The organism is Frigoribacterium sp. PhB24 (assembly GCF_003755185.1).
Classification (GTDB): domain Bacteria; phylum Actinomycetota; class Actinomycetes; order Actinomycetales; family Microbacteriaceae; genus Frigoribacterium.
On sequence record NZ_RKIC01000011.1, the window covers coordinates 140,064 to 158,619 of the forward strand.

11 protein-coding genes are annotated in these 18,556 nt (G+C 70.2%); 7 read left to right on the forward strand and 4 right to left on the reverse strand.

Annotated elements, in window-relative coordinates; all coding sequences use genetic code 11:
* Positions 1-1,622 precede the first annotated feature (1,622 nt).
* The 3 genes from EDF50_RS08375 to EDF50_RS08385 all read left to right on the forward strand — a co-directional run bounded on the left by EDF50_RS08375 (position 1,623) and on the right by EDF50_RS08385 (position 3,441).
* A complete protein-coding gene (locus tag EDF50_RS08375; protein WP_123519110.1) occupies positions 1,623-2,174 on the forward strand; it encodes a hypothetical protein in 552 nt (183 codons plus the stop codon).
* A 99-nt stretch (positions 2,175-2,273) separates the two neighbouring features.
* Complete coding sequence (locus EDF50_RS08380) at positions 2,274-2,813, forward strand: hypothetical protein (RefSeq protein WP_148076793.1); 540 nt, start codon at positions 2,274-2,276, stop codon at positions 2,811-2,813.
* A gap of 175 nt (positions 2,814-2,988) precedes the next feature.
* Positions 2,989-3,441, forward strand: a complete 453-nt coding sequence (locus EDF50_RS08385) for a hypothetical protein (RefSeq protein ID WP_148076794.1) — start codon at positions 2,989-2,991, stop codon at positions 3,439-3,441.
* A 289-nt stretch (positions 3,442-3,730) separates the two neighbouring features.
* Here EDF50_RS08385 and EDF50_RS08390 read toward each other — a convergent pair whose 3' ends face one another.
* A complete protein-coding gene (locus EDF50_RS08390) occupies positions 3,731-9,166 on the reverse strand; it encodes an S-layer family protein (RefSeq protein ID WP_123519113.1) in 5,436 nt (1,811 codons plus the stop codon).
* 243 nt (positions 9,167-9,409) lie between these two features.
* Between EDF50_RS08390 and EDF50_RS08395 the strand changes: the two genes are divergently transcribed.
* Positions 9,410-10,879: an amino acid permease gene (locus tag EDF50_RS08395; protein WP_123519114.1), complete on the forward strand. Its 1,470-nt coding sequence runs from the start codon at positions 9,410-9,412 to the stop codon at positions 10,877-10,879.
* Between the two features lie 45 nt (positions 10,880-10,924).
* On the opposite strand, the gene EDF50_RS08400 is transcribed toward EDF50_RS08395, so the two are convergent.
* On the reverse strand, positions 10,925-12,334 hold the full coding sequence (locus tag EDF50_RS08400; protein ID WP_158612667.1) for an MFS transporter: 1,410 nt from the start codon (positions 12,332-12,334) through the stop codon (positions 10,925-10,927).
* Between the two features lie 286 nt (positions 12,335-12,620).
* Here EDF50_RS08400 and EDF50_RS08405 point away from each other — a divergent pair, with 286 nt between their 5' ends.
* On the forward strand, positions 12,621-12,869 hold the full coding sequence (locus EDF50_RS08405; RefSeq protein WP_043594734.1) for a glutaredoxin domain-containing protein: 249 nt from the start codon (positions 12,621-12,623) through the stop codon (positions 12,867-12,869).
* On the opposite strand, the gene EDF50_RS08410 is transcribed toward EDF50_RS08405, so the two are convergent.
* Entirely contained in the window at positions 12,866-13,303 is a 438-nt protein-coding gene (locus EDF50_RS08410) for a DUF6314 family protein (RefSeq protein WP_123519116.1), read from the reverse strand. The genes EDF50_RS08405 and EDF50_RS08410 overlap by 4 nt on opposite strands.
* Positions 13,293-14,726, reverse strand: a complete 1,434-nt coding sequence (locus tag EDF50_RS08415) for a helix-turn-helix domain-containing protein (protein ID WP_123519117.1) — start codon at positions 14,724-14,726, stop codon at positions 13,293-13,295. Before EDF50_RS08415 ends, EDF50_RS08410 begins: the two co-directional genes overlap by 11 nt.
* A gap of 135 nt (positions 14,727-14,861) precedes the next feature.
* On the opposite strand from EDF50_RS08415, the gene EDF50_RS08420 reads away from it, so the two are divergent.
* Together EDF50_RS08420 and EDF50_RS08425 are read left to right on the forward strand one after the other, a co-directional pair.
* On the forward strand, positions 14,862-16,427 hold the full coding sequence (locus tag EDF50_RS08420) for a glyceraldehyde-3-phosphate dehydrogenase (protein ID WP_123519118.1): 1,566 nt from the start codon (positions 14,862-14,864) through the stop codon (positions 16,425-16,427).
* Complete coding sequence (locus EDF50_RS08425; RefSeq protein ID WP_123519119.1) at positions 16,424-18,373, forward strand: phosphoenolpyruvate carboxykinase (GTP); 1,950 nt, start codon at positions 16,424-16,426, stop codon at positions 18,371-18,373. The genes EDF50_RS08420 and EDF50_RS08425 overlap by 4 nt, the downstream gene beginning before the upstream one ends.
* Positions 18,374-18,556 lie beyond the last annotated feature (183 nt).

Below are 18,556 nucleotides of genomic sequence, written 5' to 3' on the forward strand. Positions count from 1 at the left end.
CTTCGCAGGGACTGGAAAGTTCCTCCTCCTCGGGATTCCGACGAAATCACTCGGCTGCTCTTCGGCCCCGATTACTTCCTCGATGAGCTATGGGGCCCGAAGCCGATATGGCTTGACGGCGTTCCCGACTTCTCTGACGAATCTATCCGCGCGAACCTGACATCCGGGGAAGCCTGGATTGTCGACGCACTTTTCAGTGGAGGCAACATGTGGCCCACGTTGCCCTCGACAATGACGGTAGCGTGCCCCAATAATGCCGCGTCATATGTCTTTTCTGACGAGGATTTGTCAGTGCTGAGAGCCATTTTGCGCATACGCGACAGTCCGGATCGGGCATTGGAGCTTGTTGACGACTTGTGGCATGTGGTCGGAAATGGCTCCCAGCTAGCACTGTCGCCCGTTGCGCGGCGTGCTGTCCGTGATTGGAACAGCCTCCGTGTGGCCCTCGAGCATGGACGTCCTAGCGATGCGGTAGCTGAAGATTTGTATGGGGTTGCGGTGAATCTCTCGGGGACAGACTCGTTTTGGATACCGGGAGACTGGGGTGCGCGCATCGCGCGTACCATCAAAAAGCTCGTGCCCGCCCCTGATGCACTGTAAAACGGTCGCTGCTGGCGGTTGCTCGAGTCGACTAATCGTGCCGCGATCCGCAGGAGGCCATTACCCCACTCCGCTGCTGCCAGCCAATCGGCCGTGGTCTCGCTGCCCGGTTCGGTGTTGGTGTCGATGGGGGTGGGCTCGCAGTCGTGGTCGTACCCGAACATCCACGGTGACGTCATCGTCACGGCTGACCAGGCCGGCACCCGGTCTGCTGGGCTTGCCGTGTACGACCCGTTCGGCCAGACCATGGATCCGGTGACGGGTGCGTTGGGTACGGTGTCGGCGAACCAAGCAGGGCCCGACAACGAGCCCGGTGACGCCGACTACGGCTGGCTCGGCCGACACCAGAAGCTCAGCGAGCACCTCAGCACCCTCGCCACCATCGAGATGGGCGCGCGGCCATACGTCGCCGGTCTCGGACGGTTCCTCGAAGTCGACCCGGTCGAAGGCGGCGTCGACAACGACTACGGGTATGTCGCTGACCCTCTCAACGATTACGACTTGAGTGGTCAGGCCAGGCCCTGCTTCCGAAGGTCGTGCTCGCGACCCAAAACCCGGGCTTACAAAAAACCGACCTGCCCTGCAGGAATGACTCAGGGCGCCAGAGGGCGGTGTTTCACCCCTATCAGCGCCGCAAAGAGACGAGCTAATTTCAAGAAGTCGGGACGCCGGCTCGGAACTATCTCGACATGGGCAACCGCGTCGTACCTTCCCCTGAGAGCGGTCCCGTATCTTGGTGCCGGTCTAGGGATAACGGCAGCCGTCACCGGGCTCGGGTCCGCACTGTTTAGTTGCATCGGTTCGCGTTGGTCACCTCGATGCAAGGCCGAAGGCATCACGGGAGCGGCTACGAATATGTTCCCAGGCCGCATAGGCGCCGTGGCTGGACTCGTCGTAAGTGGGATGTGGACCGGAGTTGATTGGACAAGACGAAGATGACGCACCCGGAGTGGCCTGCACCTCTTCAGGACAGAGACAATCCCCCCGCACCTTCTGTCTTTGGTTCAGCGCTTACGTACGGCGTGATCCTCATCGGTTTGGCTCCAACCCTTGCCCTGCTCCCAGAGCTATTCGGGCCGACCGAAGATCGCTCTGACGTGGCCCGTACGCTCTTGCTCCGCCTGTTCGGCGCAACAGTGATCATTGGCGGAATCTATGTCTACGGCTCCTTGCGCTCGGGGCGCATGAAGAGAATCACTGCGACATCGGGTGACGCAGTTGAGATCTTCGAGGGAATCTGGGACGCGAAAAGCTTCCGGGGGGCACTGGGGCGCGACCACGGTTTCTCGATCAGAACGTATGTAGTCGTCGTCAGGGGGGAGCGCATCGACTTCTGGCAGGGGTTTCGAAAGCTTCACGTGGTTGCATCACTTGAAACGAGGGAGATCCAAGACCTCTACGGCTCATCTTCGAGTGAACACTTGCCCGCTCCCGTCCTGCGCGTCAAAGTAGCTGGGCGCGTCTTCGATCTGCTCCTTCTGGAATCCAGCGAATTTTTGATCAAGCGCATTCGCCCGCAAAGGCTTGTCGTCCTAGCGAGGACGCTGCGAGGGGCGATCAACAAGCGAAGGTGAGCGGGGGGCTGCTGCACGGATCTCTGGAAATGCAGAGGCTGTCCCTTGTGGGAGATTTGGCGGCCAGCGTTCAAGAGCCCATGAAGTGCGAGGGACGGTATGGCGTCTTTGCGTCGTGGCGAGCACCTGCTCGGGGAAGGCGTCGGCATCATGCGTGATAAATCGTCGAACGCGGTTCGCATTCGAGGAATAGGAGCGGGCGGGCGCATGCTCGCCCTACCCATCGGCTTCCTGACGCTGGCGTTGGTGGTTCTGCAGTTGTCCACAGGTGAACTCGCCGGACCAGCGAATGTGACGTTTGCCGTGGCAGCAGTGCTCCTGGCCCTCCTCTTGGCGGGGCGCAGCCTGACATCGGGTCTGGTCATCGGCAGCTCAGAAACGATCGTCCGGTCTTGGTTCATCTCGCGCCGTTTTTCGACCAAGGACGTTGTGAGCGTGGGAGTCGCTCCGTATTCAGGTCTGTTGAACGATGCCGATCTGGATGGCAGCAGTCGCTGCCTGAAAGTGATTGAGCTCCAGCACGACGCAGAAGGAATACGCAAGTCCTCTGCGTTCAGAGGCAGTGTCGGCTTCACTCGCAACGTCACTCGACGAGCGGCTCGCGCCGAAGAGGCATTGCAGGCGTTCCAGAAGAAGTAGATCCTCAGCAGATGCCCGAGCGGCTGGACCCACGTCTGGGGGCTGCCATTGGTTCGGTTGACTTCTGCGCTGTGAGGGTTTCGGTTGTGACGGAAGGATGGTCGTCATGCCCACCCCGAAAGTGGCCTGAACCCGCAACACCGAACGGGAAACGAAACCTTCAGGAGCCCCTCACATGAGCGACGCAGATTGGCCTTCCATCGCCCTTGCTCTTGGAGCCGGGCTGATACTTCTTGCTGCGTCTGAGATGTACCGCCGTCGTCGCCACTCGCGGATGCGCTTGAGCAAGCAAGCCGAGCTGTTCTCCTGGGATGAGGTCCGGACCCGGTCCGCCAAGCTGTCCCAAGGTGAGCTGCAGGCTCTTCGGTCTGGTTTCTCCGTCGGCATAGCAAACCGGGGGCCCGTGGCGGGGGCTTTCGTCGTACTTCTCGTGAGCAGGCGTCTCGTGCGTCGTACGTCTTTCGACCTCCTCGCAGCTGTCCCGGGGGAGCGGCTGGGGCACGAGCTAGAGGTGCTGCTGACGACCACCGATCCAGACGAAGTACTGGAGGCGCAGCGGGACTTCGAGCTGACTTTCCTCCCCTCCGGTGCCGAGGCGGACGCATTGTGGAGCAAGTGCTTTCGCTAACGCTTCTGGCGCGCCCGGTCCCGAGCTCTGCTTCTCTTACCGCCTATGGTTCAGGGCATTCATGCGATGAGCTTCGCAGGCTGAGTCCACAGAGATCCCGAGAGCGAAGCCCGAGAGCAAGGCCCATGGGCCACCACGCATGAGTACGCCGATCACTCGGGCGAATGCGCGGCTGTTCCGGTCGCCGTCCGGGGGACCGCCGCCGCGCCTCCTGGACGACGGACGTCCCCGCCCGTCCGCCGCCTCGGGACGAGGGGCGAGCGGACGGGGACATCCGTGCGTCGGTGGACTACTCGGCGCGGCGGCCGCGGATCGGGCCGGTCACGCGACGACCGCGACGCGACAGCGCCAGGCCGAGGGCGACCCCGAGCAGGGCCATGGCGGCGATGCCGAGCACCGAGGCGCTGCCGGTGAAGGCGAGCTGCGTCGCCGACAGGATCATCGGGAACGACACCGTGACGACGGCCTGGACCGTCTCGCCCGCCGTGTCGGTCACGCGGTACTGCACCGAGGCCTTCGAGTCGAAGCCCTTCGCGGGGGTGAAGACGACGTTCACGTCGGCCACCGTCCAGGTGCCCTGGTCGGGGACGCTGAGCGTGCTGACGCCGTCACCGGTGGCCGGATCGACGATCACGACGGTGCCGCGGTCGAAGGTCGCACCCTCGGTGGGGGCGTCGTTCGCCGTGACGTCGACGGTGACCGCGTGGTCGGTCGTGCCGCGCTGCTGGTCGTCGACCGCGACGGCCGCTCCCCACACCGTGATCGTGACGGTGGCGCGGGCGGTCTGCCCGTCGGCATCGGTCGCCGTGTAGTCGAACGAGTCGACCCCGACGAACCCGGCGTTCGGCAGGTACTCGTACGAACCGTCACGGTCGAGCGTCACGGTGCCGTGCGCCGGCCCGGACGCCAGGGCGACCCAGAGGGCCGAACCGTCGTCGTTGCGCATGACGCCGCCGATCGTGCCCGAGACGAGTCGCTTTCCGGCGATCGTCGTGCCCGAGTCGTCCACGGCCTTGACGCCGACGGTGATGGTGACCGTGGCGGTCGCGGTGCCGCCGTCGCGGTCGGCGACCCCGTAGGACACGGCGTCCGGACCGGAGTACCCGGCCGTCGGCGTGTAGACCAGGCGGCCGCCGGCGTCGATCGTGACCGTGCCGTGAGCCGCGGCGCCCGTCGTGGTGACCCGCAGGCCGGTGCCGAGGTCGTTGCCCAGCACGCCCGGGGCGTCCACGGTCAGCGTCGTGTCGGCGGGCGTCGCGGCCTTGTCGTCGACGGCCGTCGGCAGCACCGTGATGGTCACGGCTCCCGTGCGGGTCTGTCCCTCACCGTCGGTCGCCGTGTAGGTGAACGAGTCGGTGCCCGAGAAGCCGGCCGTCGGCGTGTAGACGTACGAACCGTCGGGAGCGAGCTCGACCGTGCCGCGCGTCGGCGCGGCGTCGAGCGTCGCGGTCAACGAGCTGCCCGAGTCGTTCGAGAGCACGCCGTGCGCCGTGTCGACGGTCAGCGCGGTGCCGGCGCGGGTGCTGCCGGCGTCGTCCACGGCGAGGGCACCGACGACGATCGTGGCGGTGGCCTTCGTGGCGTGGCCCGACGCGTCGGTCGCGGTGTACTCGACCCGGTCGGTGCCAGAGAAGCCCGCGTCCGGGGTGTAGACGAACGAGCCGTCCGGGCGGGTGGCGATCGTGCCGTGCGCCGGGGTGCCGACGCCCGTCACGGTCAGGCCGGTGCCGAGGTCGTTCCCGAGCAGGCCGGCGGCCGGCACGGTGAGCGTGGTCGCGGCGGGCGTCGTGTAGCGGTCGTCGATCGCCCGGGGCGCCACGGTGACGGTGACCGTCGCGGTGTCGGTGCCGCCGTCGCGGTCGGTGACCGTGTAGACCACGATGTCGTCGCCCGAGAACCCGGGTGCCGGCGTGTAGTCGAACGTTCCGTCCGGAGCGATCGTCACGGTGCCGTGCGGTGCCGGGGTGAACGCGGTGACCGTCAGGCCGGTGCCGAGGTCGTTGCCGACCACGCCCGGTGTGGCCACCGTCACTCGGCCGCCGGCCACGACCATGGCGACGTCGTCGAGGGCCTTCGGGGCGACCACGATGGTCACGGTGCCCGCGCCCTTCTGGCCGTTGCCGTCCGTGACCTCGTAGCCGAAGGTGTCCTTGCCCGAGGTGCCGGGCGCCGGCGTGTAGGTGTACGAGCCGTCAGGACCCATCGTCACGGTGCCGGCCTTCGGCTGGTCGGTGGCCTTCGCCGTCAGGTCGGTGCCCGTGTCGTTCGTGAGCACGCCGTGTGCGGCGTCCACGACGAGGGGCTGGTCGGCGACGGTGCCGCCGACGGGCGAGTCGTCGACCACCATCGGCCCGACGTGGATCGTGACCGTGGCGACGTCCGAGCCGTCGGACCCGTCGGTGGCGCGGTAGGTCAGCCGGTCGGTGCCCGAGAAGCCGACGACGGGCGTGTAGCTGATGGTGCCGCCGGCCGTGATCGTGGCCGTGCCGTGGGCCGGGGCGTCGACGATCTCGGCGCGCAGGTCGGTGCCGAGGTCGTTGCCGAGTATGCCCGGGGCGGTGACGGTGACCGTCGTCCCGGCCTTCGTCGACGTGACGTCGTCGACGGCGTCGGGGAGCACGACGATCGTCACGATGCCCGTGCTCGTCTGCTTCTCGGCGTCGGTCGCGGTGTAGGTGAAGCTGTCGGTGCCCGAGAAGCCCTTCGCCGGGGTGTAGACGTACGAGCCGTCCTTCGCGACGGTCACGTCGCCGTGGCGCGGGGTCCCGTCGAGCGTCGCCGTGAGGCCGGTGCCGCTGTCGTTCGACAGCAGGCCGTCCTTCGCGCCGACGGGCAGGTCGCGACCGGCGGTCACGGTGCCGCGGTCCTCGACGGCGAGGTCGCCGACGATGATCCAGGCACGGGCCGTCGCGGTCTGCCCGGCCGAATCGGTCACCTGGTACTCGAACGAGTCGGTGCCCGAGGTGCCGGCGTCGGGTGTGTAGCTCCAGGTGCCGTCGGCGTCGACCGCCACGGTGCCGTGCGAGGGCGTGCCGTGGTCCGTCACGCGCAGCCCGGTGCCGCGGTCGTTGCCGAGCAGCCCGGCCGAGGCGGGCGTGGTCACCGTGGTGCCGTTCGGCGTGGTCGCCGCGTCGTCGACGGCGACGGGTGTCACGGTGATCGTCACCGTCGCGGTCGAGGTGCCGCCCGCGGCGTCGGTGACCTGGTAGGTCACCGTGTCGGTGCCCGAGAAGCCGGGCGTCGGCGTGTAGTCGAACACGCCGTCCGGGGCGATCGTCGCGGTGCCGTGCTGCGGTCCGGTCACGATCGCGGCGCCGAGGCCGGTGCCGAGGTCGTTGCCGAGCACGCCGGGTCCGTCGAGGTGGGCGTCGCCGCCCGCGAGGACGTCGACGGCGTCGTCGACGGCCTTCGGGGCGACGGCGACGGTGACCGTGCCGGTGCTCGTGACGCCGTTCGCGTCGGTCAGGGTGTAGGTGAAGGTGTCGGTGCCCGAGAAGGCCTTCGTCGGCGTGTAGACGTACGAACCGTCGGGGTTGACGACGACGGTGCCGTTCGTGGGAGCCGTGGCGAGCGTGGCCTCGAGGGGGCCGCTGCCCCCGTCGTTGGCGAGCAGTCCACGCCCGGCGGGCACGTCGAGGGACGAGCCCGCGATGGCGTCGGCGGTGTCGGCCGAGGCGCGCGGCGCGACGGTCACGGTGATCGTGCCGGTGTCGGTACCGCCTCGGCCGTCGGTGACGGTGTAGTCGACGGTGTCGGTGCCGGAGAAGTCGTCCGCCGGTGTGTAGCGCACGTCGCCCGCGGGGGTGACCGACGCGGTGCCGTGGCCCGGCGTCGAGACGGCGGTGACCTTCGTGTCGGTGCCGTCGTCGTTCGCGGTGAGGGCGCTGCCGACGATGGTCGTCGGGGTGCCCGCGACCGCGCTCGCGGTGTCGTCGACGGCGGTGGGCAGCACGGTGATGGTCACCGTGCTCGTGGTGCTCTCGCCCTCGACGTCCGTCGCCGTGTAGGTGAACGAGTCGGTGCCCGAGAACCCGGCGTCGGGCACGTACCGGTACGAGCCGTCCGTGCCGAGCACGAGCTGGCCGTGGTTCGTGCCGGTCGCGACCGCGGCGGTCAGGCCGGTGCCCGAGTCGTTCGCCAGCACGCCCGAGGCGGCGTCGACCACGAGGGCCTGTCCGGCGCGAGCGGTCGCGACGTCGTCGCTGCCGGTGGGGGTGACGGTGACCGTGACCGTCGAGGTCGACGTGCCACCGCCTCCGTCGGTCGTCGTGTACCGGAAGGTGTCGGTGCCCGAGAAGCCCGTGGCCGGCGTGTAGACGTACGAGCCGTCGGCCGCCACGGTGGCCTCGCCGTTCGCGGGACGGGTGTTCGAGGTGACGGTGAGGTCCGTGCCGGTGTCGTCGGAGAGGACGCCCGGCGCCGCGACCGTCAGGGTGGTTCCGGAGGCGGTGGTCCCGGTGTCGTCGGAGGCTGCGGCCGAGGTCGCGACGACCGTGTTCGTGAAGGTGCAGACGACGTCGGTGCCGTCGGCGGTGGTCGCGGACGGGAAGGTGAACCGGGCGACGTCGCCGTCGCCATGGGCGACGAGCGCGCTCTTGTCGGTGGCCGAGTCCTTGTTCACGTTCACGCAGGACCAGGTCGTGCGGTAGTCCGCGAGGCGTGTGGTGCCCGCCGCGGACTGCGTCACGGTGTACTGGCGCTGGGGGATCGTCAGGGCGGCACCCGCGACCTGGTCCTGGACACCCGTCTTCTTGCCGGTCGTGGTCGTCCGGTTGCCGGGGTTGCTCTCGTCGATGCCGCCGCCCGAGACGGCGAGGGCGAACTGGTCGCCGCTCTTCCAGCGGGACGACACGTCGGCCGCGCCGGTGAGTGTGTTGGCGTAGTTGCAGCTCGAGAGGTCGGTCAGGTCGAACCCGGCGGTCGTCGGGATCGTCTGCCCCACCTGCTGACCCGAGGCCGGGTCGAGCTTGATGATCGACTTGTCACTCGAGACGTAGAGGTAGCCGTCCGAGGTGAAGGCGATGCCGGGGCTGTTCGTCCTGGTGGGCAGGGTCGCCACGAGCGACGTCGCCAGGGCGGGGGCGCCTGCGGCCTCCTTCTTGGTGGGGATCGTGGTCTCGTCGACCCGTCGCACCTGGTCGCCGGTCACGACGAAGAGCAGGCCGCGCGTGCTGAAGGCGAAGTCGCCGTTCCGGTCGCCGATCAGCCCACCGATGGTGCCGACGCGCCCGATCTTCGTGCCGGTGCCGGCAGGGTCGTACGCGCCGAGGGACGCGCTGGCCCCGTTGCTGCCGTAGTAGTAGATGCCCGTGGCGGGGTTGACCGCGCCTCGGATCAGGGTCTGCGCCGAGTCGACGCCCGTCACCTTGGTGACCATGCCCGAGGTGGTCGAGTAGCGGGCGAGCGTGCTCCCACCGTTCTGCATCGCGTAGGCGTCGATGCCGTTCCGGCTGATGCCGAGCGCGTTGTTGGCGGGCGCGAGCGGGTTGGTGCCCGCGAGGACCGGGGTCGCCGCACCGGTCGTCGCGTCGATGGACACGAACTGGCCGTCGTTCCCCGTGGCGTAGAGGGTGTTCTGGTCGCACGACAGCGAGTCGGCGGCCTGCGCCGGCGTCGGCGAGACGGCTTGCGTGACGGCGACGGCCGCCAGCAGGGAGGCGGTGGCGAAGGCAGCGAACGAGAGGGCGCGACGGCGGGGGCGCGCGGGGGCGCGGAGAAGCGACATGGAGTGGTGGTGTCCTCGGGTGGGGGCGTCCGGCCGGGTCGGATCCGGCCGGACGTCGGTCCTGCTCGACACGCGGGGGTTCAGGCGCCCGCGTGTCGCCCCCACGGGTACGGGGGCTCCACGGAAGTGGATGTTTCGACAATAAAGCTTCTCGCTTGTCGAGCGGAGTCCCCAGAGCGGGGGTCATCGATGTCCGCCTTGTGGGGGACGTGCGGATGCGAAGCCCAGGTCTACCCTCGTCGCATGGCATCCAATGACGGATCGCGCTCCGTGTTGCGCAAGAAGCCCATCGTCGAGATCGAGGACGAAGTCGGAGGCAGCGGGCTGTTCAAGAGCCTCGGTCTGTGGCAGCTCACGGCGATCGGCGTCGGCGGCATCATCGGCGTCGGCATCTTCTCGCTGGCAGGGCTCGTCGCGCACGGCGACGACGCGAACCCGGGCGTCGGTCCGGCCGTGCTCTTCTCGTTCCTGATCGCGGGACTGGCCTCCGCCGCCGCAGCCCTCTCGTACGCCGAGTTCGCGGGCATGGTGCCGCGGGCCGGCTCGGCCTACACCTACGGGTACGTGGCGCTGGGCGAGATCGTGGGGTGGTTCATCGGCTGGGACCTCCTGCTCGAGTACGTCGCGATCGTCGCCGTCGTGGCCATCGGCATCTCGGGGTACTTCGACGCGTTCCTCTCGGGCCTCGGCGTGCATCTGCCCACCTGGATGACCTCGACGCCCGACGAAGGGCAGGGCGGCGTCGTGAACGTGCCCGCCATCGTGGTCTGCCTGCTCGTGACGTTCATCCTCAGTCGGGGGTCGAAGGCCTTCGGCCGGTTCGAGATCGTCGCCGTCGGCCTCAAGGTGCTGCTGGTCCTCTTCATCATCGGGCTCGGACTGTTCCACATCGACACCCAGAACTGGTCACCGTTCGTGCCGAACGGCTTCGGCCCGGTGTTCACGGGGGCGGCGACGGTGTTCTTCGCCGTCTTCGGCTACGACGCCATGAGCACCGCGGCGGAGGAGAGCGTCGACGGGAAGAAGCACATGCCCAAGGCGATCATCCTGTCGTTGATCGTCGCCATGGTGCTCTACGTGCTCGCCACGCTCGTGCTGACCGGCATGCAGGACTACCGCGAGATCGACCCGGCGGCCGGATTCGCCTCGGCGTTCCAGAGCGTCGGGCTGCCGATGGTCGCCACGATCATCTCGGTCTTCGCCGTGATCTCGATCCTCACGGTCATGCTGACCTTCCTGCTGGGGGTCACGCGCGTCTGGTTCTCGATGAGCCGCGACGGCCTGCTTCCCGGCTGGTTCGCGCGGACCGACCGACGCGGCGTCCCGCAGCGGGTGACCTGGATCGCCGGCGTCGCCTCGGCTCTGCTCGCCGGGGTCTTCCCGATCCGCGAGGTCGCCGACCTGACGAACATCGGCATCCTCGCGGCGTTCGTCGTGGTCTGCGTCGCCGTCATCGTGTTCCGGTACAAGAAGCCCGAGGCGCCCCGCACCTTCAGGTTGCCGTTCATGCCCTTCGTGCCCGCCTTCGGCGTGCTCGCGAGCGGGTTCCTGATCTCGCAGCTGCACTGGGAGACCTGGCTGCGCTTCGTGATCTGGCTCGCCGTGGGGCTCGCCCTCTACTTCGGCTACGGACGTCGGCACTCGCTGATGAATCCCGACAGTCCGCGCCTGAAGGCCGCCGGCCGCGGGGACGACGGGACCCGCGCCTCCTGAGCGAGGTGGACGAGGGGTCGACGCGACGCGCGCCCCCTCGGGTGCTCAGCGACGGGGGCGGCGCCCGCGAGGCCCGCGGCGTCCGGCGCCGACCGTCGGGATCGACGTCGTGACGACCGCCACGGACGTGGTGATCACCGCGAGGGACGAGGTCGAGAGCGTGGCCTGCGCGTGGCCGGTCGCCGGGAACCCGCGTCGCCCTGCGACGATCACGACGAGGCTGATCGCGACGATGGCCGCCGCCGCGAACGGTACGGTGGCGAGGCCGGACATCCCGTAGACCTGCCCGCCGATCGCGGCACCGGCCGCGATGCCGACGTTCGACCCGGCGTTGATCAGCGCGCCCGCGATGTCGGGGCTCACCCCGCCGGTGCGGATCGCCGCGGCCATGAAGAGGGTGCCGGTCGTGCCGTTGGCCGCCATCCACAGGCCGGCGACGACGAAGGTGCCGACGAGCGACCCGTGGACGAACGGCAGGGCGGCGAGAGCGCCGATCATCACCGCGACGGCGACGATCAGCGTCTGCCGCGGTGCGCGGTCGACGAACGCGCCGGCCGCGAGCAGTCCGACCACGCCCGTGCCGCCCAGGACGAGCAGGGCGCCGCCGACGAGGTCCTCGCCGAGGCCGGCGCCCGTCAGGTACGGGCCGATGAACGTGTAGACGACGTAGTGACCGGCGAAGAGCATGAGGTCGGCGACGACCACGGCCAGCAGTCCCGAGTGTGCCCACGAGCGGACCGAGCCGACGTGCGGCGACGACTCACCCTGGACGTGCGGCAGGAAGACGGCGGCGACGACGGCGAGCACGGCCGTGGCGACCGCGACGGCCCCCACGGCGGGACGCCAGCCGAGCTGGTCGCCGACCGTCGTCGCGAGCGGCACCCCGACGACGAAGCCCAACGAACTGCCCGAGTAGACGAACGCGATCGCGCGGCCCGCCAGGCGCGGCGGCACGATGCGCGTCGCGTAGGCCGAGGCCACCGAGAAGAACAGCGCGTGGGCGATTCCGCCGACCACGCGGCCGGTCAGCAGCACCCCGAAGCTCGGCGCGAGCGCCACCATGAGGTTCGAGGCGGTGTAGCCGACCAGGGTGGTGACGAGCACGGCCTTGCGGGGGAAGCGCGCGGTGGCCCAGGTGAGCGGCAGGGCGAGCGCGGCGACGGCGACGGCGTAGACCGTCACGACGACGCCCATGCGCGCCTCGCTCACGCCGAGGTCCGTGCTCATGGTCGAGAGGAGTCCGACCGGGCTCAGTTCGGTGGTGATCGCGAAGAAGGTCGCCAGGCCGAGCACGGCGATGCCGACGACGCCCGAGGCGGTCAGGCGGTGCGGTTGCGGCGTGGGGCGGGTGTCGCGTGGGTGCCCGGTCGACGAGCGCGTGGGAGGCGCGGCGACGGGCGTGCGCACGGCGGGCGTGTTCGAGGTCTCGGGCGGTCGCTGAAGGGTGTCGGTCACGGGATTGCCTCCGGGCCCGTGGCGCGTGCGCACGACGATGATCTCGTCGGGGGCATCGTGGGGGCCGGCGGCCGACTCGTGGTCGGCCCCGGATCTGCACGATGCAGCACACTCGTCGCGGGCCATGCTGCTGGCGGGTGGATTGGGGGATTGCCACTCCACGACGAGGGCGCTCATCCAGTCTGACATGCCACCCCCCGTGGCCCGCAAGGCCCCCGAACGAAAAACCGAACGTCGTTCGCTCCTCGCGAGCCGGGAGCCCGCCACCGCGCGTACCCTGGTCGCCATGAGCACCGACACCGCCCCCGACCGCATCCTGATGTTCGGCGCCGAATGGTGCCGTGACTGCCGCCGCTCGAAGGCGCTCCTCGACCGTGAAGGCGTCGCGTACGACTACGTCGACCTCGAGGCCGTCGCCGACGGTGCCGACCGCGCCTACGCGGTCAGCGGTCGCACGCAGATCCCCGTCGTGGTCTTCCCCGACGGCAGCCACCTGGTCGAGCCGACCGACGCCGAGCTCGCCGCCAAGCTCTAGGCCGGCAGGCGATCGTAGGTCGTGAGCGCGTCGTACGACTTCGCCGGGCCGCGCACCGTCCACCGTTCGTCGAACGACGTGGGCGACAGCACCCGGGTCTCGACCCGGTAGTGGTCCGGGGCGCACGGGTGGTGCGCCTCCCAGGTGCCCGTCCGCAGGTCGAGGTCGACGAAGTGCCGGCCGTCGACGAAGCGCACGTCGAGCGAGCCGTCGCCCCGGGGCGCGTAGCCGAGCCGCCGGGTGGCGGGCGTCCGTCGACCACCTACGACGAGCTCGCCGGCCTCGTCGTAGGTCGCCACGAGGTCGGAGTCCGCGCGCGCCTCCTCGATCGTCGCCGTCCCGTCGAACCGGGCGCGCTCGCCCGTGCGGTGGTCGTCGATCTCGCGCGTGACGGCCCACCGGCCGAGCAGGAGCGCGAGCGTCTCAGCCGGCATGCCGGTCGAGGAACTCGTAGACCTCGGTGTCCTCGACTCCGGGGAAGGTGCCGGACGGCAACGGGGCCAACACGTGGGCGTGCAGGCGGGCGCTCGGCCACGCCGCGTCGCGCCACCTCGCCGTCAGCTCGGCCGGCGGACGACGGCAGCACGACTCGTCGGGGCAGGTCGAGGCCTCGCGGCGTTCGGTGTCGCGTCCGCGGAACCACTTCGCGTCGGCGAACGGCACGCCCACCGTGATCGAGAACTCGTCGTGCTCCGTCGTGCCGGTCTGCGAGGCCGACCAGAAGGTGCCGGCCGGGGTGTCGTCGTACTGGTAGTGCTCGGTGGTGCGGTTCGTCCGGGCGAAGGCCGTGCGCGCGGCCCAGTGCCGACAGACCAGCTGCCCCTCGACCGCTCCGGTGACGTCGGTCGGCAGGGGCAGTCCGTCGTTCTCGGCCGCCTTGGCGATCGCGCCGTCGCCGGTGACCCGCAAGAAGTGCATCCGGATGCCGAGGTGCGACGTCAGCAGGTTGCTCATGCGCATCGCCGCCGCCTCGTGGGTGACCCCGAAGCCGTCGCGGAAGTCCTCGACCGAGAGGTCGCGCTGCGCCTTGGCCTTCTGCAGCGAGTCCACCGCCGCCTCGAGGGGCATGAGGCAGGCGGACGAGAAGTAGTTGATCTCGAGCCGCTGCTTCAGGAACTCGGCGTAGGTCGACGGCCGTTCGTGGCCGAGCAGGCGGTGCGCCATCGCCTGGAGGGCCAGTGCTCGTAGGCCGTGACCGCCCGGGATCGAGGCGGGCGGCAGGTAGATGCGCCCGTTGGCCAGGTCGATCACCGACCGGGCCGAGTGCGGCAGGTCGGCGACGTGCATGATCTCGAGTCCCAGGCTGCGAGCCATGCGGCTCACGCCGCTGTGCGACAGGGCGCCCGAGGTGTGGCCCACGGTGCGGAGCAGGTCGGCCGCCGCCTCCTCGACGTAGGGCAGGTGGGAGTCGTGCCCGCGCATCCAGAGCCGCAGCTCGGTGTTCGCCCGCCGCGCCTCCTCGGGGGTCGCGCTGGCCTCGCTGTGCCGACGGGCGAGCTCGCGGTGCAGCCCGAGGATCGTCTGCAGCACCGGCGTGCTCATGCCCTTGTTCGCCTTCACCTCGGGCAGGCCGAGAGAGCGGTACAGCGATCCCCGCTGCGCCTGGGCCAGTTCGATCTCGAGCGCCGCCCGCTCGCTCGGCGGCTCGGCCGCCAGCAGTGTCGCGAGCGGCACGTCGAGGGCGGCCGCGAGGGCCCGGACCAACCCCACCCTGGGCTCGCGGCGGCCGGTCTCGACCAGCGAGAGCTGGCTGGCGCTGACCTCGACCCGTGCGGCGAGCTGGTCGAGGGTCAGGCCACGGGCCGTGCGGGCGTGTCGGACGGCCTGGCCGAGCAGCAGGGGGTCGGCATCGACCACGGGGCACCCCTTCCGGAGGGTCTTCTTTGACGGCGGCGAAAGAACATCCGATCTTTACGCATCCGTCGTCCGTGGATCAAGGTCTCGGGCCTTCATCGTGGAGAAAGACCGCTTTCGACGACGAGAGAAGAGACGATGCCATCGACCTCCACCGCGACCCCGGAGTCGCTCGACGACGGCGCCGCCCGGTACGACGCCCGCCAGGCCGCCTGGGCCGAGCGCATCGCCCTCGCCGAGGCGATGATCCCGGTGATCGGTCGGCTCTGGCGCCGTGACGGCGTGGTGGTGTCGATCCACGGGCGCAGCCTGCTCGACCGGTCGCCCGTCGGCGTGCTCAAGCTGCACCGGTTCGCCCGTCGACTCGACGACCACGAGCTCGACCCCGCGCAGACCCTGTCGGTGCTGCGGGTGCTCGACGGCCTCGAGCTCGGGCCGGCGTCGATCGACCTCGCCCGGCTGAGCGCCCGGCACCGGATCGCCCGTGGTGAGCAGCCCGCCCGGTCGCTCGCCGACGTCGTGCGCGCCGAGCTCGCCGAGGTGGTCGGACGTCGCGGTGGCGGCGGCCCGGCGCCCCGTGACGTCGTGCTCTACGGCTTCGGTCGCATCGGTCGACTCGTGGCACGGCTGCTGATCGAGCACGCCGGCGAGCGTGGCGGCGCCCGGCTCCGCGCGGTCGTCGTGCGTCGGGGCTCGACCGACGATCTCGTCAAACGGGCCAGCCTGCTGCGCCGCGACTCGATCCACGGCCCGTTCTCCGGCACCATCGTCGTCGACGAGAGCGCCGACACGATCGTGGCGAACGGCACGACGATCCAGGTGATCTACTCGGACGACCCCGCGACGGTCGACTACGAGCGGTACGGCATCCGCGACGCGATCGTCGTCGACAACACCGGTCGGTGGCGCGACGAGCCGTCGCTGCGACGACACCTGGAGGCGCGGGGCGCGTCGCGCGTCCTGCTCACCGCCCCCGGCGGAGGCGCTATCCCGAACGTCGTGTTCGGCGTCAACCACGAGACGCTGGGTGACGACGTCGTGGTCGCCGCCGCGTCCTGCACGACGAACGCGATCACGCCGGTGCTCGCCGCGCTCGACGACCGCTGGGGCGTCGAGTCCGGGCACGTCGAGACCGTCCACGCGGTGACGAACGACCAGAACCTGACCGACAACTTCCACCCCGGTGACCGACGCGGGCGTTCGGCCTCGCTCAACATGGTGCTGACCGAGACGGGGGCGGCGAAGGCCGTCGCCAAGGCGCTGCCGCGACTGGCCGGGCGGCTGACCGGCAGCGCGATCCGGGTGCCGACGGCCGACGTCTCGGTCGCGGTGCTGAACCTGCGGCTGGGGACGGCCGTCGACCGCGACGAGCTCAACGCGCACCTGCGTCGGGTCTCGCTCGACTCGCCCCTGCGGCGACAGATCGACTACGTCGAGTCGCCCGAGGTCGCGTCGACGGACTTCGTCGGTTCGCGCCACGCGGGCGTCGTCGACGGGCTCGCCACGGTGGTGTCCGGCGACGGCTCGGACCGACGGGTCGTGCTCTACGTCTGGTACGACAACGAGTTCGGCTACAGCTGCCAGGTCGTCCGCCTGCTCGAGCACCTCGCCGGAGGCACGCCTCCGTCCCTGCCACGCCCCGCCCGCACCACGTCCCGTTCGGACGACGACCTGCTCGACCTGACCCTGGAGGCCACACGATGATCACCACCCGCCCCCTCGACCCCGGCGTCCCCGGCGACACGACCCGCGCCTCCTCGACCTCGCCCGCGGCCCCGCCCACCGACTGGGCGCGCACCGCGCGCCGCCGCCACGTGCCCGCTCCGTCGTGGGCTCCCCGCACGCTCGTCGCGTGGGTCGCCGAGCAGGTCGACCTGCTCGACCCCGACGCCGTCCGATGGATCGACGGTTCGGACGCCGAGGCCGAGCGGCTGACCACCGACCTCGTCGCAAGCGGTGCGTTGATCGCTCTGGACCCCGACCTGCGCCCGGGCAGCTTCCTGGCCCGGACCGACCCCGGCGACGTCGCCCGCGTCGAGGACCGCACCTTCATCTGCACGACCGACCCGACGGGCGCCGGACCGACCAACAATTGGCGCGAGGCCGGGGCCATGAAGCGCGAACTCCGCCCGTTCTTCGCCGGCTCGATGAGGGGTCGCACGCTCTTCGTCGTGCCGTTCAGCATGGGCCCGGTCGGTGGCCCCCTGTCGCAGCTCGGCGTCCAGCTCACCGACTCCGCCTACGCCGTGCTCAACCTGCGCATCATGGCGCGCGTCGGCTCCGAGCCGCTGGCCGCGTTCGGGGGCGCCGACGGAGACGTGCCCTTCGTGCGCGGCGTGCACAGCGTCGGCTTCCCCTTGCGCGACGTCGACGCCAGGACTCGCGACGACGTGACCTGGCCGTGCAACGAGACGAAGTACATCACCCAGTTCCCCGAGACGCGCGAGATCTGGTCGTTCGGCTCGGGGTACGGCGGCAACGCGCTCCTGGCCAAGAAGTGCTTCGCACTGCGCATCGCGTCGACGATGGGACGCGACGAGGGCTGGCTCGCCGAGCACATGCTGCTGATCAGGGTCACGAGCCCCGAGGGGCGGGCCTTCCACGTCGCCGCCGCGTTCCCGTCGGCCTGCGGCAAGACCAACCTCGCGATGATGCGGCCGACCCTGCCGGGCTGGCAGGTCGAGACGCTCGGGGACGACATCACCTGGATGAAACCCGGCCCCGACGGTCGACTGTGGGCGATGAATCCCGAGACCGGCTTCTTCGGGGTCGCCCCCGGCACGGGTGAAACGTCGAACCCGATCGCCGTCCGCACCCTGCACGCGAACACGATCTTCACGAACGTGGCGCTGACCGACGACGGCGACGTCTGGTGGGAGGGGCTGACCGCCGAAGCGCCGGCGCACCTGACCGACTGGCAGGGGAACGACTGGACCCCCGCCTCCTCGTCCCCGGCCGCCCACCCCAACTCGCGCTTCACGGCGCCGGCCGAGCAGTGCCCGTCGCTCAGCCCCGACTGGGACGCGTTCGACGGCGTGCCGCTCGACGCGATCGTGTTCGGCGGGCGTCGCGCGACCAACGTGCCGCTCGTCACCCAGGCACGGTCCTGGCGACACGGCGTGTTCGTCGGCGCGACGGTGGCGTCCGAGCAGACCGCCGCGGCCGAGGGCGTCGTCGGTGAGCTGCGACGCGACCCGTTCGCGATGCTGCCGTTCTGCGGGTACGACATGGGCGACTACTTCGCGCACTGGCTGCGGCTCGGGGCGGGGCTCGGCGACCGGGCGCCGCAGGTGTTCCAGGTCAACTGGTTCCGCAAGGGAGGCGACGGCTCGTTCCTCTGGCCCGGCTTCGGCGAGAACTCGCGGGTGATCGCGTGGATCGCCGGTCGCCTGGCGGGGACCGCCGACGCCGTCGAGACGCCGCTCGGCCTCGCCCCCGCACCCGGAGCCCTCGACCTCGACGGCCTCGACCTCAGCGAGGAGGCGCTGGCCGAGTCGTTCGCGGTGCCCACGGACGCCTGGCTCGCCGAGTGCGACCTCACCGCCGAGTTCTTCGACCGGTTCGGGTCGACCCTGCCGGACGCGCTGCGCCACGAGCTGGCCGCCCTGCGCGCCCGGCTCGAGGCGGCCGACGACTCCCGCCGCCCGTGATCAGCGGGTGACGGGCCCGGGGCTCCGCGTCGTGGGGACGCGGAGCCCCTCACAAGACACCGCACCGCGTTTCGTGCACCGCACCCGGACTAGTCGAGGTGCCGTGCACGAAACGCGGTGCGGTGCGGTGCGGTGCGGTGCGTCGTCGGGCCGGGCCGGGCCGGGCCGGGCCGGGCCGGGCCG

Coding starts and splice junctions, on each gene's coding strand:
- EDF50_RS08380 (WP_148076793.1), top strand. CDS start 2,274: ATGGCGTCTTTGCGTCGTGGCGAGCACCTGCTCGGGGAAGGCGTCGGC.
- EDF50_RS08385 (WP_148076794.1), top strand. CDS start 2,989: ATGAGCGACGCAGATTGGCCTTCCATCGCCCTTGCTCTTGGAGCCGGG.
- EDF50_RS08390 (WP_123519113.1), bottom strand. CDS start 9,166: ATGTCGCTTCTCCGCGCCCCCGCGCGCCCCCGCCGTCGCGCCCTCTCG.
- EDF50_RS08395 (WP_123519114.1), top strand. CDS start 9,410: ATGGCATCCAATGACGGATCGCGCTCCGTGTTGCGCAAGAAGCCCATC.
- EDF50_RS08405 (WP_043594734.1), top strand. CDS start 12,621: ATGAGCACCGACACCGCCCCCGACCGCATCCTGATGTTCGGCGCCGAA.
- EDF50_RS08410 (WP_123519116.1), bottom strand. CDS start 13,303: ATGCCGGCTGAGACGCTCGCGCTCCTGCTCGGCCGGTGGGCCGTCACG.
- EDF50_RS08420 (WP_123519118.1), top strand. CDS start 14,862: ATGCCATCGACCTCCACCGCGACCCCGGAGTCGCTCGACGACGGCGCC.
- EDF50_RS08425 (WP_123519119.1), top strand. CDS start 16,424: ATGATCACCACCCGCCCCCTCGACCCCGGCGTCCCCGGCGACACGACC.